General features: G+C 70.1%; 9 protein-coding genes. 8 read left to right on the plus strand and 1 reads right to left on the minus strand.

All coding sequences use genetic code 11. The features are described 5' to 3' along the window. Window positions 1–40 precede the first annotated feature (40 nt). The 7 genes from dqs_RS13355 (at window position 41) to dqs_RS13385 (ending at window position 14,013) form a co-directional block, all read left to right on the plus strand. Complete coding sequence (locus dqs_RS13355; protein ID WP_065340797.1) at window positions 41–583, plus strand: hypothetical protein; 543 nt, start codon at window positions 41–43, stop codon at window positions 581–583. Between the two features lie 327 nt (window positions 584–910). Beyond that, on the plus strand, window positions 911–2,455 hold the full coding sequence (locus dqs_RS13360) for a TolC family protein (RefSeq protein WP_065340798.1): 1,545 nt from the start codon (window positions 911–913) through the stop codon (window positions 2,453–2,455). Further along, the gene (locus dqs_RS13365; RefSeq protein ID WP_065340799.1) at window positions 2,455–3,225 is read left to right on the plus strand and encodes an efflux RND transporter periplasmic adaptor subunit; all 771 of its coding nucleotides are present in this window, start codon (window positions 2,455–2,457) and stop codon (window positions 3,223–3,225) included. Before dqs_RS13360 ends, dqs_RS13365 begins: the two co-directional genes overlap by 1 nt. A gap of 73 nt (window positions 3,226–3,298) precedes the next feature. Next, entirely contained in the window at window positions 3,299–10,018 is a 6,720-nt protein-coding gene (locus tag dqs_RS13370) for a VCBS domain-containing protein (protein WP_065340800.1), read from the plus strand. After that, window positions 10,018–11,373, plus strand: coding sequence for an efflux RND transporter periplasmic adaptor subunit (locus dqs_RS13375; RefSeq protein WP_065340801.1), 1,356 nt, complete (start codon window positions 10,018–10,020; stop codon window positions 11,371–11,373). Before dqs_RS13370 ends, dqs_RS13375 begins: the two co-directional genes overlap by 1 nt. Before the next feature lie 2 nt (window positions 11,374–11,375). Continuing rightward, window positions 11,376–13,487, plus strand: coding sequence for a site-2 protease family protein (locus tag dqs_RS13380; RefSeq protein ID WP_065340802.1), 2,112 nt, complete (start codon window positions 11,376–11,378; stop codon window positions 13,485–13,487). Window positions 13,488–13,596: 109 nt separating this feature from the next. Further along, window positions 13,597–14,013 carry a hypothetical protein gene (locus tag dqs_RS13385; protein WP_065340803.1) on the plus strand — a complete coding sequence of 139 codons (417 nt, stop codon included), beginning with the start codon at window positions 13,597–13,599 and terminating at the stop codon, window positions 14,011–14,013. A gap of 49 nt (window positions 14,014–14,062) precedes the next feature. Here dqs_RS13385 and dqs_RS13390 read toward each other — a convergent pair whose 3' ends face one another. Next, window positions 14,063–15,256: a hypothetical protein gene (locus tag dqs_RS13390; protein WP_065340804.1), complete on the minus strand. Its 1,194-nt coding sequence runs from the start codon at window positions 15,254–15,256 to the stop codon at window positions 14,063–14,065. A 317-nt stretch (window positions 15,257–15,573) separates the two neighbouring features. On the opposite strand from dqs_RS13390, the gene dqs_RS13395 reads away from it, so the two are divergent. Next, entirely contained in the window at window positions 15,574–16,371 is a 798-nt protein-coding gene (locus dqs_RS13395; protein WP_011766287.1) for a proteasome-type protease, read from the plus strand. The last annotated feature ends 74 nt before the right edge of the window (window positions 16,372–16,445 follow it).

Raw genomic sequence — 16,445 nt, forward strand, 5'->3', positions numbered from 1 at the left:
CCTACACTCGGCGTGATTCGAACGGAATTACGCCAAAGGGATGAAACACAACGCGCTCGCCATCGCCCTCACGCTGTTGCTGTCCGCCCTGCTCGGGCTCGCGCTGTGGTGGGACTACCGGCGTAACGCAACGCCGCATCCCACGCCCGACCCCGCGTCCTTCCCGATCGACGCCCGCTCCGCCGCGCGCCCGGCGCCGGCGCCCGTCCAGGCACTCCCCCGCAACGGCCTTTACCACTGCGACGGTCCCGCCGGCACCAGCTACCAGTCCCATCCCTGCACGCCCGGCAGCCGCCAGGCCGAAGTCAGCGGCGGCACGTTGAGCACCGTGACGGTGCCGCCGCCGCGCCCGCTTCCACCCCCTGCGGCGAGCGTTGAAACCCCCACGCCGAAAGTGGGACTGATCGCCCGCGGTCCGCGCCCGGGAGAAGGCAATGAAGCCCTGTGCGCGATGCACGAACGGGACATCAAGCGGATCGACGAAGCCGCACGCCGCGGCCAGTCGTCGGAGAGCCAGGAATGGCTGCGCGAGCAGCGACGCTGGCACAAGGACGAGATGTGGCGCCTGGCCTGCGGCCGCTGATCTCCACCCCTGTGCGCCGCCTCTCGCCGGTGGTGTGAAGCAGCTCACGCCCGGCGTCCCGGCGGGCGGCCAGAGTCGATCCGCCCCCGGAAACCGCTCGGTGCGGGCCGGCCACTTCCCCTGGCTCCGGTGCTGCGGCAAACTGTACTGAATGCCTTGCCGCACGGCGTAACGGGCACAATTTCACGGGCCCGCAATCTATTTCTTTTGTTGTATCTTCCAGGCAGTTTCGTGTGGCACCATGACGTGCCGCCCTCAGCGCTCCACGGGCCGCCCCCAACGCCTCCCGGTGCCCGCTCCAAGTCCCCTTTTCCGACCGCCGCATTCATGACGCTCATCGCCCATCGCAAGCTCGCCCTCGCCGCCCTCGCCGCACTCACCCTTTCTGCCTGCAGCACCATCCAGCCCCAGCCGCTGGGCGAGGCGGCCCTGCGCGAACAAGGTGCGAAGGATCACGCGGCCGCTGCCGCCGACGTCGAACCGCTCGACACCGAGCTGACGCTGGACCAGGCGATCGCGCGCGCGCTGAAGTACAACCTCGACCGCCGCGTGAAGATGATGGAAGAGGCGCTGACCTTCCGTCAGCTCGACGTCGCCCACTACGACATGCTGCCGCGCCTGCTGGCGCAGGCCGGCTACAGCTGGCGCAACAACGACCGCACCAGCCGCAGCCTCAACCCCGACACTGGGGTGGTGAACGAGATCGGCTTCATCTCGCAGGACCGCGAGCACACCCTCAACTCGCTCGGCGTGAGCTGGAACCTGCTCGACCTTGGCGTCGGCTACTTCAATACCCGCCAGCAGGCCGACCGCGTGCTGATCGCCACCGAAAAGCGGCGCAAGGCGATGCACCTGCTGATGCAGGACGTGCGCACCGCGTTCTGGCGCGCGGCGAGCGCGCAGAAGCTGCAGGCCGATGTCCGCGCCGCAACCCGCACCGCCGAAGAGGCGCTGGCGGATTCGCGCAAGGCCGAAGCCGAGCGCCTGCGCAACCCGATCGACGCGCTGCGCTACCAGCGCCAGGTGCTGGAGAACCTGCGCCTGCTCGAAGCGATCGACCAGGAACTGTCCACCGCCCGCATCGAACTCGCGGCGCTGATCAACGCCCCGCTCGGGCAGTCGCTGACGCTGGTGGAACCGCCCGCGATGGTCGACCGCCAGCCGCTGGAGATTTCGGCCGAGCTGATGGAAGAGGTGGCGATGACCTCCAACGCCGATGTGCGCGAGCAGCACTACAACGCCCGCATCGCGCGCGAGGAAACGCGCAAGACGCTGGTGCGCCTGTTCCCCAACCTCAGCTTCAACTACGGGCTGAGCTACGACACCGACAGCTATCTGGTGAACAACCGCTGGAACGAAGCCGGCGTGCAGCTCTCGTTCAACCTCTTCAACCTCTTCACCGGCCCCACCCAGCTGCGCCTGGCCGACGCTGGCGTGGCGCTGGCCGACCAGCGCCGCGTCGCGGCGCAAATGGCGGTGCTCGCGCAGGTCCACGTCGGCCGCCTGCAGCTCGCCAACGCGCTCAACCAGTTCGAACGCGCCGACGCGATCTGGGAGACCGACCGCCGCATCGCCGAGCACACCCGCAACCGCGAAGCCAGCCAGGCGCAGAGCAAGCTCGACGTCGTCGCCAACCAGACCACCGCCATCCTCAGCCTGCTGCGCCGCTACCAGGCGCTGGCCCAGGCCCAGGCCGCGGAAGCACGCCTGCAGGCCACGCTCGGCATCGAGCCGGGCATCGGTAGCGTCGGCGAAATCCCGCTGGCCGACCTCACGCGCGACGTGAGCCAGTCGCGCAACGTGTGGGCCGCGCTCGCCAGCCGCCCGCGCGCCGCCGAAGCCAGTGACGCCACCGGGGCCGCCGCCAAGTGATGCGGACGCCCGCCCTTCGCCCCTCGCTGGCCGCGCTGCTGGCGCTGCTTGCCACCCCGCTCGCCGCGCAGGACGCCGCGCAGCCGGCCGCCGCGCGTTCGGCGATGGAGCGCCAGGACATCCGCGCGCAGTTGATGCCGCGCCAGTTCACCGTGATCGCGGCCGAGATCGGCGCCAAGATCAGCCGCCTGCCGGTGGCCGAAGGCGGCGCCTTCAAGGCCGGCCAGCTGCTGGTGCAGTTCGACTGCTCGATGCAGCAGGCGCAGTTGCAGAAGGCGCGCGCGGAACAGAGCGCCGCGGAGCACACCTTCACCGCCAACCGCCGCCTGCTCGAACTCAACTCGATCGGCCAACTCGACGTCGACCTCGCCCGCGCGGCGCTCGCCAAGGCCAATGCCGAAGTCGGCGCGCAGCAGGCGGTGCTGTCCAAGTGCAGCGTCGCCGCGCCCTTCGCCGGACGCATCGCCGAACAGAAGGTGCGCGAGCAGCAGTACGTGCAACCCGGCCAGCCGCTGCTGGACATCCTCGACGACAGCGTGCTGGAACTCGAATTCCTGGTGCCCTCGGCGTGGCTCGGCTGGCTCAAGCCCGGCGTCCGCTTCCAGGTGGATATCGACGAGACGCGCAAGAGCTACCCGGCCAAGTTCACCCGCATCGGCGCGCGCGTCGATCCGGTCAGCCAGTCGGTCAAGGTCGCCGCCGCCATCGACGGCCGCTTTCCGGAGCTGATCACCGGCATGAGCGGACGGGTGCGGATCACGCCGCCCTGAGCAGCCCGCGCGTCCGAGAACCTCGCCCCCAAACGCGTCATCACTGTCGGCACTGCGCCGCACGAGTTCGAAGATGAACAACAAAACGTCCCCGACGATCGTCCTCCCGCCCGCCTCCCGCGTCCCCACGTCGCGCCTGGTGCGCCGCAGTCCGCGCCCGCTGGCGCTGGAGCAGCGCTTCATGTTCGACGGCGCCGCCGTCGCCGAAGCCACGCATGTGGTCGAGGGCGCCGCCGCGCCGGCGGCCGACCTGCTGAGCTTTGCCGCCGACGCCCCGGCGGCGCTCAAAGCGGCCGAGGCGCTGGCCGAGCAGGCGGTGGGCGACTTCCTCGCCCGGCCCGACGCGCGCGAGCAGCTCTTCGCGCTGTTCAACGGCGGCCAGAGCGAACCCTCCGCGCAATGGCAACAGGCGGTCGACTCCCTGCTCGGCTCGCTCGCGGACGGTGACGCGAAGATCTCGGTGGAACTGCGGTCCGACGCGGAACTGCAGGGCGCGCTCGGCGGCTTCTCGGCCAGCGGCACCCAGGGCGAGGCCGTGATCTACCTCAACCGCGACTGGCTGGATGCGGGCGCGGGCGCCGAGTGGATCCAGCGCGTACTCGTCGAGGAACTCGGCCACGCGCTCGACGCCCGCCTCAACCCCGGCGGCGACACCCCGGGCGACGAAGGCCAGCTGTTCGCGGCCACCGTGCTCGGCGAATCCACCAGCGCCACCGGCTTCGCGCTCGACAACGACCACCGCACGCTGGAACTGGACGGCACGCCGGTCGAGATCGAGGCCGCCAACCTCAGCTTCGTCAACGCCTACGAGGTCAATGCGGCAACCACGCCCGCCGGCAAGGAAGCCAACTCGCACGACTTCGTGTTCACCAGCCTCGGCGCCGCGGTGATCAACGACGACACCAACAGCCGCTACTTCAGCGGCAACGACGTCTCCGCGGTCGGCATCAACATCGGCGGCCAGACCTACTACGGCTGGGTGAGCCGGCCGATCAAGGTGCAGGGCGTGGTGCGCGGCTTCTACTTCTGGACCGACGCCGACTTCACCTCGCTCGCGGCCGCGCAGGCCGACGGCAACCAGGACGGCGACCGCAACGTGGCGGACAACCGCGGCTTCATCCTGGTGGTCGACCAGGCTCATTTCGACAGCCTGGGCTGGGTCGACCAGACCGCCAACCTGAAGAACATCGGTTCGTCGTCCGACCGGGTGGACACCGCGCTGAACAGCCTGGTGCAAGCCTATGTCGCCCCCACCGCGGTCGCCGACGTGGCCAACGGCACGCCGGGCACCAGCGGCGGCGCCGCGGTCGAAGCGGGCGGGTTGAACAACGGCACCGCAGGCAATGAGGCCTTCGGCAACGTGCTGACCAACGACACCGTCGATGGCAGCGCCAGCAAGACCGTGATCCGCGTCGGCACCACCACGGCCAGCCAGACGGTAAACGCCACCACCACCTCGGCCAACGGCACCGCGGTGCAGGGGCAGTACGGCACCCTCACCCTCGGCGCCGACGGCAGCTACCGCTACGTGGTCGACAACGGCAACGCCGCAGTGGAAGCGCTGCGCAGCAGCAGCAACACGCTGACCGAGAGCTTCACCTACACGATGGCTGACGGCGCCGGCGGCACCGCCACCACCACGCTGACGGTGACGATACGCGGCGCCAACGACACCCCGATGGCCAACAACGACTACGCGGTGGCGAAGGAATCGATTGCCGGCAGCGGCCAGTACGGCGCAGGCGACAGCAGCGGCACGCTCGCCACCGGCAACGTGCTGGCCAACGACACCGACCCGGACCGCTCCGGCGAAGAGAAGTGGGTCGTCGGCGTCAGCATCGAAGGCAGTGCGACCGGGCTCTCGCAGGGCACGGTGACCTTCTCGGTAACGATGGACACGCAGAACACCAACTCCATCAACCCGAGCAACAACACCTACTACGCCTACAAGGTGGACGGCAGCACGATCACGCCGCTGTACCACAGCGACGGCGTGACCCGCGTCACCGTGCTGACCAAGAGCGGCACCGGGCAGAACATCGGCTTCACGTTCTCCGACCCCACCGCCTTCAACGGCGTGACCCGCTTCACGGTCAGCACCAGCAGCAACCCGGCCAGCCTGGGGACCAACTTCCTCGGCACCGTGACCAACACCACCGTCGCTGCCTCCACCTCGGTGCTGATCTCGGCGCCCAGCGGCACCATTGCCGTGGGCATGTCGGTTGGCGGCACCGGCCTGGCGACCGCGCCCACGGTGCAGGCCATCCAGTACGACGGCAGCGGCAACATCACCTCGCTGACGCTCAGCGCCTCCGTCGCGCTGACCAACCAGGCGCTCAGCTTCACCGCCGCCGCCAGCGCCGGCACCGACCTCGTCGGCCGCTACGGCGTGCTGCGCCTGAACGCCGACGGTTCCTACGTCTACACCCCCACCGCCAACAACGCGGCGCTGGCCGAAGGCCAGGTCGGGGTGGAGACCTTCACCTACACCATGCGCGACGCGGCCGGTGCCACCGACACCACGTCGCGCAGCATCGCCACGCTGACCATCCGCGTGCTCGGCTCCGGCAGCAACGACCCCAACGCGGTCAACGACGCCATCACCGCGACCGAGGCCGGCGGCGTGGCCAACGGCACGCCGGGCACCGACCCCAGCGGCAACCTGCTCGACAACGACACCACGCCGGGCGGCACCAAAACCGTGGTGTCGGCACGCAGCGCCAGCAACTCGGCAGATACGGCGGTCGGCAGCAATACCCAGATCACCGGCCGCTACGGCGTGCTCACGCTCAACGCCGACGGCAGCTACAGCTACGCGCTCAACAACAGCGACACCGCGGTGCAGGCGCTGCGCAACAGCTCGGACACGCTCAGCGACACCTTCATCTACACCGTCGAGAACGGCCTCACCGCCAGCGGCAACCCGCTGCGCGATTCCGCCACGCTGGTGGTGACCATCGCCGGCGCCAACGATGCGCCGGTGGCAGCCGATGTCTCCGCCAGCGCGACGGAAGCCGGCGGCACCGGCAATGCCACGCCGGGCTACAACCCGGCCGGCAACGTGCTCGCCTACGTCACCGATGTGGACGACGCGGCCAGCGAACTCCGCGTCACCGCGGTGCGCACCGGCGCGGTGGAAGGCGCCGGCACCGCCGGCACGGTCGGACAGGAGATCGTCGGCCTTTACGGCCGCCTGACGCTGAACGCCAACGGCAGCTGGACCTACGTGGTCGACAACACCAACCCGACGGTGAATGCGCTCGCGCCCGGGCAGACCCTGGTCGAAGCCTTCAACTACACCGTCACCGACCGCAGCGGCACCGGCCTCTCCGACGACGCGGTGCTCACCATCACCCTCAGTGGCGCCGAGGATACGGTCGCGGTCAACAGCGTGTTCGTGAACGAGGCCTCGCCCTACGCGGTGTTCACCGTCAGCGGCGCGGAAGGCGTCGTCGTCAGCCTCGAACTCGGCAACACCAGCGGGCTTGCCCCCAGCGACACCCGCGCCACGCTCACCGGCCCCGGCGCCGACATCGGCAGCCAGCTGGAATACTTCGACGGCAGCAACTGGGTCCAGTACGACGCGCTCAACCCGCCCGCGCTGCCCGCGGGCGGTCAGCTCTTCGTGCGCGTCGCTGTGAACCCGGACGACGTCCACGAAGGCAACGAGTCCTTCACGCTGACCGCCACCACGGCGGACGGCAACGCCAGCATCGGCACGGGCACGGTCGGCGACGAGGGCGAAGGCGAGGTCTTCCTCGCCACCAACCCCGGCGGCACGCCCAACGCGCCGGGCGACGCCGGCTTCCCGACGCTCGACGACGACCGCCCCACGATCAGCGTCTCCAGCCCCACCGTGGTCGAAGGCGACATGGTCGAATTCACCATCAGCATCGACAAGCTCGCCAGCGCGCCGATCAGCTTCACGCCGGTGTTCGCCAACCTCACCGCCCAGCTCGGCACCGACACCGCCGCCCTCAGCACGGTGGAGGTCTCGACCGACGGCGGCACCACCTGGGTGGCGCTTTCGGGTGCGGTCACGATCGCGGCCGGCGAATCTTCGGTGATGCTGCGCATCGCCACGGTGGACGACCCGACCGCCGAGCTGTCCGAACAATTCACGCTGTCCACCGGCTACATCTCCGGCACCGTCGCCAACCCCTTCGGCGCCACCGGCACCGCCACGCTCACGGACAACGACATCGTGCCGGCCCCGGTGGTCACGCCGGGGCAGAGCTTCTCCTACCCCGAGAACCGCGCCAGCGGCTTCGTCATCGGCCAGGTCGCGGCCACACACCCGATCGGGGTGAGCGAGTTCGAGATCACCGCCGGCAATGCCGACGGCTATTTCGCGATCGACGCCTCCGGCAACCTCAGCCTCACCGCCGCCGGCGCCGCGGCGCTGGCCGCGGCCAACGACTACGAGACCGGCGCCAACAGCTTCACCCTCACCGTGCGTGCGCGCGAAGCGGGCGGCACCTGGTCCACCGGCGTCGCGGTAACGCTGAATCTGACCGACCTCGACGAAATCGCGCCGGTGGTCCCGCCGGGCCAGCAGTTCAGCTACGCGGAAAACCGCGCCGCCGGCCATGTGATCGGACAGGTCGTCGCCACCGACGCGGTCGGCGTCACCGCCTTCGAGATCACCGCCGGCAACGCCGACGGCTATTTCGCGATCGACGCGGCGGGCAACGTCACCCTCACCGCCGCCGGCGCCGCGGCGCTGGCCGCGGCCAACGACTACGAGACCGGCCCCAACAGCTTCACCCTCACCGTCCGTGCGCGCGACGCCGCCGGCAACTGGTCCGCCGGGGTGGCGGTGACGCTGGAGCTGACCGACCTCGACGACACCGCACCGGTCATCCCCGCGGGCCAGCAGTTCTCCTACGCGGAAAACCGCGCCGCCGGCCATGTGATCGGACAGGTCGTCGCCACCGACGCGGTCGGCGTCACCGCCTTCGAGATCACCGCCGGCAACGCCGACGGCTATTTCGCGATCGACGCGGCGGGCAACGTCACCCTCACCGCCGCCGGCGCCGCGGCGCTGGCCGCGGCCAACGACTACGAGACCGGCCCCAACAGCTTCACCCTCACCGTCCGTGCGCGCGACGCCGCCGGCAACTGGTCCGCCGGGGTGGCGGTGACGCTGGAGCTGACCGACCTCGACGACACCGCACCGGTCATCCCCGCGGGCCAGCAGTTCTCCTACGCGGAAAACCGCGCCGCCGGCCATGTGATCGGACAGGTCGTCGCCACCGACGCGGTCGGCGTCACCGCCTTCGAGATCACCGCGGGCAATGGCGACGGCTATTTCGCGATCGACGCCGCGGGCAATGTCACCCTCACCGCCGCCGGCGCGGCTGCGCTGGCCGCGGCCAACGACTACGAGACCGGCGCCAACAGCTTCACCCTCACCATCCGTGCGCGCGACGCCGCCGGCAACTGGTCCGCCGGGGCGGCGGTGACGCTGGAGCTGACCGACCTCGACGACACCGCACCGGTCATCCCCGCGGGCCAGCAGTTCTCCTACGCGGAAAACCGCGCCGCCGGCCATGTGATCGGACAGGTCGTCGCCACCGACGCGGTCGGCGTCACCGCCTTCGAGATCACCGCGGGCAATGGCGACGGCTATTTCGCGATCGACGCCGCGGGCAATGTCACCCTCACCGCCGCCGGCGCGGCTGCGCTGGCCGCGGCCAACGACTACGAGACCGGCGCCAACAGCTTCACCCTCACCATCCGTGCGCGCGACGCCGCCGGCAACTGGTCCGCCGGGGCGGCGGTGACGCTGGAGCTGACCGACCTCGACGACACCGCACCGGTCATCCCCGCGGGCCAGCAGTTCTCCTACCCGGAAAACCGCGCCGCCGGCCATGTGATCGGACAGGTCGTCGCCACCGACGCGGTTGGTGTTACCGCCTTCGAGATCACCGCCGGCAATGCCGACGGCTATTTCGCGATCGACGCCGCGGGCAATGTCACCCTCACCGCCGCCGGCGCGGCTGCGCTGGCCGCCGCCAACGACTACGAAACCGGCCCCAACAGCTTCACCCTCACCGTGCGTGCGCGCGACGCCGCCGGCAACTGGTCCGCCGGGGTGGCGGTGACGCTGGACCTGACCGACGTCGCCGAGAACACCGCGCCGGTCGAACCGCCGCCGCTGCCCGAAGCCCCGGTTCCGGTGCCGCCGCCGGTGCCGGTGCCCGCTGCTGCACCGCCCGAAGCGCCCCAGGCGGCACCGGCGGCGCCCGCGCCTTTCGTTTCCGCACCGCTCGAACGGCTGGTGCTCGATACCCGCTCCAGCGCGCTGCCGCAGGACGTACTCACCAGCGTCGATGGCTTCCGCGTCGTCGTGATCGAGGCGCCGCTGCCCACGCTCAGCATCTACCGCGGCGTGGCGGACCAGCACGCCGAGCGCGGCGCGAGCAGCAGCTTTGCGGTGCCGTACGACGCCTTCGCCCATACCGATCCGGACGAGCGCATCGTGTTGTCTGCCAAGCTCGCCGACGGTGGCAACCTGCCCGGCTGGGTGCGCTTCGATCCGCAGAGCGGCAAGTTCGACTACGACGCGCCGGACGACTTCGTCGGCGAGATGGTGATCAAGATCACCGCGCGCGACAGCAAGGGGCGCGAGGTCAGCGTGCTGTTCCGCTTCACGGTCGGCGAGAAGGCGCTCGACAAGCGTGGCCGCGCCGCGCTGAGCGAGCAGTTGCGCCAGGCCGCACAGCGCGGCGGATTCGCCGCCAGCCTGCGGGCGGCCCCGCTCGCCACGGGCCCTAGCGGCCGCGCCTGATGGCGGAGCAGACCGCGCTGCCGGGCGCAGCGGTCCTTTCGCTGCTCGATCTCACGCGCAAGGCGCGTCACGCCGAATCGGCGCGCGAACTCGGCTTCATCGCGGTAAACGACAGCCATGCGCTGGCGCCCTACCGCCAGGCGGCGCTGTGGCTGGAAGGCAGCGGCGTGTACGGCCTGTCCGGGGTGCTGCAGGTCGAGGCCAACGTGCCCTACGTGCAGTGGCTGGACAAGGTGTGCCGCGCCCAGGCGGAAGCCGGCCACACGGCGCAGCGGCTGACGGCCGCCGAGCTGCCGCCGGCACTCGGTGCCGAGTGGGCCGAGTGGCTGCCCGCCTACGCCCTGTGGCTGGCGCTGCCGGGCAGCGCCGCGGGCGGTGGCCTGCTGCTTGCCCGCGACCTGCCCTGGACCGAAGCGGAGATCGTGCTGCTGGGTGAGTGGCTCGATGCCTGGGCCCACGCCTGGCGGGCGCTCCACCGGCCGCCGCGCGGGTCCCTGCGGGCGCTGGTTGCACGCCGCCGCGGCGCCGCGGACGACAGCCGCCCCTGGTGGCGCCGCCCGCTGCTGCGCTGGGTAACAGGCGCGCTGCTGCTGGCTGCGCTGCCGGTACGGCTGACGGTGCTGGCGCCGGGCGAACTGGTGCCCGCCCATCCGGCGGTGATCCGCGCCCCGCTCGACGGCGTCATCGACACCTTTCATGTGCAGCCCAACCAGACCGTCAAGCAGGACCAGCCGCTGTTCGGTTTCGACGAGGCGCTGATCCAGGCCAGGCTGGCCGTCAGCCGCCAGGCGCAGGCCACTGCGGAGGCGGAATACCGCCAGGCCGCGCAGCAGGCGCTCAGCGACGGCCGCTCCAAGGCCCAGCTCGCGCTGCTCACCGGCAAGATCGAGGAACGGCGCGCCGAGGCGGCCTTCGTCGAGGCGCAACTCGCCCGCGCGCGGGTGCTCTCGCCGCGCGACGGCGTGGCGCTGTTCGACGACCCCTCGGAATGGCTGGGGCGACCGGTCAGCGTGGGCGAACGCATCATGCGCATCGCCGAGCCGGGTGACCTCGAAGTGGAAGCCTGGGTGCCGGTCGCCGATGCGATCCCGCTCGCGCCGCAGGCGCGCGTCAGCCTCTACCTCACCGCCAGCCCGCTCTCCCCGGTGGAAGCGGAGGTGCGCTACGTGGCGCACGACGCAGTGCAGCGCCCGGACGGCAGCTACGCTTACCGCCTGCGCGCCACCCTGGTCGGCGACACCGACCATCGGGTCGGCCTCAAGGGCACCGCCAAGCTCAGCGGACGCTGGGTGCCGCTGGCCTACTGGGCAATGCGGCGGCCGCTGGCCAGCGCGCGCGCCTACCTCGGCTGGTAAGCATGGCGCTACCCGTGCTGCGCGAGGAGCTTGCGCTGCTGCCCGGCCCGGCGCTGGCCGACGGCCAGCCGAGCTGGACGCTGCACGACCCGGTGCGCGGCCGCTTCTTCAGCATCGACTGGCCCACCTTCGAGATCCTGCAGCGCTGGTCCTTCGACGACCCCGCCTCGATCGCCGCCTCCATCGCCGCCGACACCACCCTGCAGCTGCAGGCGGACGACGTGCTCGAAGTCGTGCGCTTCCTGTCGGACAACCAGCTCGTCCGCCCCTCCGGCGCCGACAGCGCGCGCCGGATGACGAAGAGCCTGGCGCGGGCCGAAGGCGGAACGCTGAAATGGCTGCTGCACCACTACCTGTTCTTCCGCGTGCCGCTGCTGCGGCCCGACGCCTGGCTGACGCGCTGGATGCCGTTTGCCGAGCACTTCTACTCGCGCGGCTTCCTGCTGCTGACGCTCGCGGCCTTCGTGCTCGGCGCGTGGCAGGTCGCGCGCCAGTGGGACGGTTTCGTCGGCTCGCTGGTGGACACCTTCACCTGGTCCGGGCTCGCGGCCTACGGCGTGGCGCTGATCGCGGTGAAGTTCCTGCACGAGCTGGGGCACGCCTTCACCGCCAAGCGCCACGGCTGCCGGGTGCCGGCAATGGGCGTGGCCTTTCTGGTGATGTGGCCGGTGGCCTATACCGACACCAACGAAACTTGGCGCCTGACCCGGCGCGGCCAGCGGCTGCAGGTGGCCGCGGCCGGCATCGTCACCGAACTGCTGATCGCGGCATGGGCGACGCTGGCGTGGGCGCTGCTGCCGGACGGCGGCCTGCGCTCGGCCTTTTTCGTGCTCGCCACCACCAGCTGGGTGGCCACGCTCGCAATCAACGCCAGTCCCTTCATGCGCTTCGACGGCTATTTCATCCTGTCGGACTGGCTGGACCTGCCCAACCTGCACGAGCGCAGCTTCGCGCTCGCACGCTGGAAGCTGCGCGAAGCGCTGTTCGACCTGCGCGAGCCCTGCCCGGAGCATTTTGCCCCGGCGCGCGCGCGCGGGCTGATCCTGTTCGCGTGGGCCACGTGGCTGTACCGGCTGGTGGTGTTCATCGGCATCGCGCTGCTCGTCTATCACTTCTTCTTCAAGCTGCTCGGCGTGTTCCTGTTCCTGGTGGAGATCGCCTGGTTCATCGCGCTACCGGTGCGCCACGAACTGCAGGCCTGGCGCCAGCGCTGGCCGGCAATCCGGGCGCGGCGGCGCATCCGCCTGGTGGCTCCGGCGCTGCTGGCGCTGCTCGTGCTGCTGGCGCTGCCGCTGCCGGGGCGGGTGACCGCCAGCGGCGTGGTGCGCGCCGCCGCGGTGTGGCCGGTGTTCGCGCCCGCCGCGGCCCGGTTGCAGCAGTTCGATCTGCGCGAGGGCAGCGCCGTCGCCGAGGGCGCGGTGATCGCCGTGCTCGACAACCCGGAACTCGCGGCCCGCCGCGAGGCGGTGGTGGCCAAGGTCGAGCGCCTGCGCTGGCAGGCACAGACCGCCGGCTTCGATGCCGAGGCGCGCAGCCGGCTGCAGAGCAGCCAGGAAGAACTCGCCACCGCCGAGGCCGAGCTGGCCGGCATCGACGAGGAAGCGGCGCGCTACCGCCCCGCGGCGCCCTTCGCCGGCCGCCTGCGCGACCTCGACCCCGACCTGCAGGCCGGGCAATGGCTGGCGAACAAGGAGCAGATCGCGCTGCTGGTGGGCGACGGCGGGCGCATCGTGGAAACCTGGCTGGACGAAGAGGCGGTCAAGCGCCTCGCGGTCGGCGACCGCGGCGTCTTCGTGCCCGACAGCGGCGAGGGTCCGGTGCTGCGGCTGGCGGTCAGCGCGATCGACGCCGACGCCAGCCGCGTGCTCGGCCGCGGCATCCTGGCCGCGCCCGCCGGCGGCCACATCCTGGTCCGCGAACGCAACCGCCAGCTCATCCCGGAACATGCGGTCTACCACGTCGTGCTGGCGGTGGACGAAGACCCCGCCGCCGGCACCGCCGGGCACGACCAGATGCTGCGCGGCACGGTTTCCATACGCGCGCGCTGGGAAGCGCCGCTGCAGCGCTACCTGCGCAACGCGCTGATGGTGGTGATCCGGGAATCGGGGCTGTAGCGCATTCTCGCCGGCGCCGGGTCGCGCGCGCCGTTTTTCCCCGTCGCGCTTGACCCGCGCCGCCGGCCGAGCTAACACCACGCTTTTCCATCCACAGCCCTGCACACCCATGCGACTGACCGCGCTCCTCCTCGCCGCCCTCCTCCCCGTTCCCGCCCTGGCAGCGCCCGCCTTCACCGGCACCGACTACAGCGGCATCTACGACTGCAGCGGCGACGACGCCCACGAAGGCAAATACACCGGCGTCGTCACGCTGGCGCTGGACCGCGCGCAGAGCGTGGGCGAATACGGCGCCTACAGCTTCAAGCTGGAAGTGCCCGGCTACGGCACCTACCTCGGCCAGGCGGCGGCGCACGGACAACAGATGGCGGTCCACTTCGCGCTCACTGACCAGAGCACCCGCGACTACGGCACCGGCATCGCCCGTTTCAGCAAGAAGAACGGCAAGCTGAGCTTCCACAAGTATTACTACGAGCCGGAATTCAAGGGCGGCAACTACGGCACCGAGGACTGCACGCGGCGCTGAAGCGGACGACGGCGTGCCAGCGCAGCCGGGCTGACCCTGCCTGTAGTCATCAGCCCTGCAACAGCCGGTTGATCCAGCGTCGGCCAACGCTTCCCGCCGGTATCAACCGCCCCAGCCAGTGGTCGGCGTGCGCGTCGAACAAGCGCGGCAGGTAATCCACCCAGTCGCCGTGCACACCGTGGGCAACGGCGTACTCGTAAATCTGACGCCATTCGGCGCGCACCGCGTCGTTGCGCAAACGGATGTGGCGCAGCGCATTCATCAGGTCGGCGCCGCGCAGCGAGCCCGGCGGCTGTTGTCCCGTCGCAAGAAAGTTGAGCCGGGTACGCAGGCACTTCTCACACTGGCCGCAGTTGGCATCCTTCAGGTCGCCCTCCCAGCACACCCGGAGGTTCTCTGCGCCAGCCTTCCAGCCACTGATTACCCCGACCTTTTCTGTGCGGCTGTGGCTGGCGCCATCATGGATGACTTCAAAGCCTTCGGTGCCCAGCAGGTGATCGGTAATCGGCGAAGACCCCCACGGAATCACCAGCGAATCGTAGGGTTCGCTGCTGCCCACCAGGCAGGCGCCGGCAACGCGACGGAAGTTAACGAGCACGGAGACCAAGGCGCACGAGAACGAGTGCTCCCAGCTTGCGCGCGCCACTTCCCGGTAATTGGTGCGTATCGGCACCAGGTTCAAACCGATGTCGGCCAGCGTGGCAGTAGCGCGACGCCGGGCGCGCTCGAAGGCTTCGTGCTCGGCAAGCGGGATGTCGAAGCCATGAACGAGTGCGCAGAACCGGATGTCCTGGCTCCGGTATCCGGCCAGGCCCTGGCTGTGGCGCCACACCGAGAACGTGGCGTCGACTCCACCCGAGAAAGCACACACGGCGCCGGGCGCGGCCGCGCCAGCGGTCTCTGCGCGCACCTCGTGGTCCACGTGGATTTCAACGGGACGATAGAGCCGGGGCCGCCACTTCGCCCACGCCCATTGCAACTCGGTGAGATTGCTCAACAGCCGGTGCGACACGCGCCCCTCGACGATCAGCGCGCGGTCCTCGCGCATCGCCTCCATCACCGTCGCCAGCACATAGCTGTCGCAGTCATCGTCGTCCGGCGGAGGGATGCTTGCCTCCGACTCGAACCAGAGTGCGGCCGTGTGGGGCGCTTCTCCATCGCCTTCGCGCCGGACCTCGCATTGGCGAACCCAAGTGCCGTCGCGCTGTTGAAGCGCAAGCGGTCGGAGTGTCATGGTCTTCATTGCAGTCTCACACCTTGACGCCGTCTTCATATGCTTTACAGCTAGAGATGCGGAGTTTTACCGCCCCGCGGCGGTCCTTGCCAACGCTTTTTTTGAAACGGCAAGCGCGATCTGCCCTGCCCCGGATCGCCTCCGGCAGCGTGGGCTTCCGGGCGGCAGCGGCCGGGTACGCCGACTGCATTCGGCGAGTACCGGTGGAATCGCCGCAACCCCGAGGCGGTCTAACCGCGCAGCGCAGCATCATCGACCCAACAACACCCGGCGATCCGCCCTGTCCGCGTAACGCGTGTGGAACGCCCAAAATGATGGGGGGCCCCATGACCTACTGTGTCGCCATGCGTCTGGACGCCGGACTGGTGTTCCTGTCCGACTCGCGCACCTATGCCGGCGTCGACCACATCAACACCTTCCGCAAGATGCATTTCTTCGAGCGCGAAGGGCAGCGCGTGGTGGTGCTGATGACCGCGGGCAACCTGTCGATCAGTCAGTCGGTGGTCAACACGCTGCGCGAACGCATCGAGGCCAACAAGGGGCGCAACCTGTGCAACGTGCCGTCGATGTTCGAGGCGGCCAAACACGTGGGCGACTGCCTGCGCGAGGTGCACGCCCGCGATGCCGAATCGCTGAAGGAGTTCGGCGTCGATTTTTCCGCCGGGCTGCTGCTCGGCGGCCAGATCAAGGGTGAGGAGCCGCGGCTGTTCCAGATCTACGCCGCGGGCAATTTCACCGAAGCCACGCAGGACACGCCCTACTTCCAGATCGGTGAATCCAAGTACGGCAAGCCGATCATCGTGCGCGTGATCACCCACCGCACCTCGATCGACGAAGCGGTGAAATGCGCGCTGGTATCGATGGACTCCAGCATCCGCTCCAACCTGTCGGTGGGCCTGCCGCTCGACCTGCTGACCTACGAGCGCGACGCCTTCCGCGTGGGCCATCACTGCGTGCTGCGCGAGGACAACGCCTACTTCGAGCTGATCCGCAAGCAATGGAGCCAGCGCCTGCGCGATGCCTTCGTCGAACTGCCCGACCCCGACTGGGAGCGCATCCACCTCACCGCAGAAGCGCTGCGCGAACGCGACGGCGCCAGCCGCAAGGCGCGCCGCGAAAGCTGAGGCGTGAATGAAAAGAGCCGGCCCCGTGCTGGCGGCCGGCCCCGGCGCGGACGACCCCGCCCCGTGCCCGTGGG

It is taken from the genome of Azoarcus olearius (genome assembly GCF_001682385.1).
Classification (GTDB): Bacteria; Pseudomonadota; Gammaproteobacteria; order Burkholderiales; family Rhodocyclaceae; genus Azoarcus; species Azoarcus olearius.

Bases quoted from the DNA above. Each gene is read 5' to 3' on its own strand.
- dqs_RS13355 (WP_065340797.1), top strand. From the start codon at position 41: ATGAAACACAACGCGCTCGCCATCGCCCTCACGCTGTTGCTGTCCGCC.
- dqs_RS13360 (WP_065340798.1), top strand. From the start codon at position 911: ATGACGCTCATCGCCCATCGCAAGCTCGCCCTCGCCGCCCTCGCCGCA.
- dqs_RS13365 (WP_065340799.1), top strand. From the start codon at position 2,455: ATGCGGACGCCCGCCCTTCGCCCCTCGCTGGCCGCGCTGCTGGCGCTG.
- dqs_RS13370 (WP_065340800.1), top strand. From the start codon at position 3,299: ATGAACAACAAAACGTCCCCGACGATCGTCCTCCCGCCCGCCTCCCGC.
- dqs_RS13375 (WP_065340801.1), top strand. From the start codon at position 10,018: ATGGCGGAGCAGACCGCGCTGCCGGGCGCAGCGGTCCTTTCGCTGCTC.
- dqs_RS13380 (WP_065340802.1), top strand. From the start codon at position 11,376: ATGGCGCTACCCGTGCTGCGCGAGGAGCTTGCGCTGCTGCCCGGCCCG.
- dqs_RS13385 (WP_065340803.1), top strand. From the start codon at position 13,597: ATGCGACTGACCGCGCTCCTCCTCGCCGCCCTCCTCCCCGTTCCCGCC.
- dqs_RS13390 (WP_065340804.1), bottom strand. From the start codon at position 15,256: ATGAAGACCATGACACTCCGACCGCTTGCGCTTCAACAGCGCGACGGC.
- dqs_RS13395 (WP_011766287.1), top strand. From the start codon at position 15,574: ATGACCTACTGTGTCGCCATGCGTCTGGACGCCGGACTGGTGTTCCTG.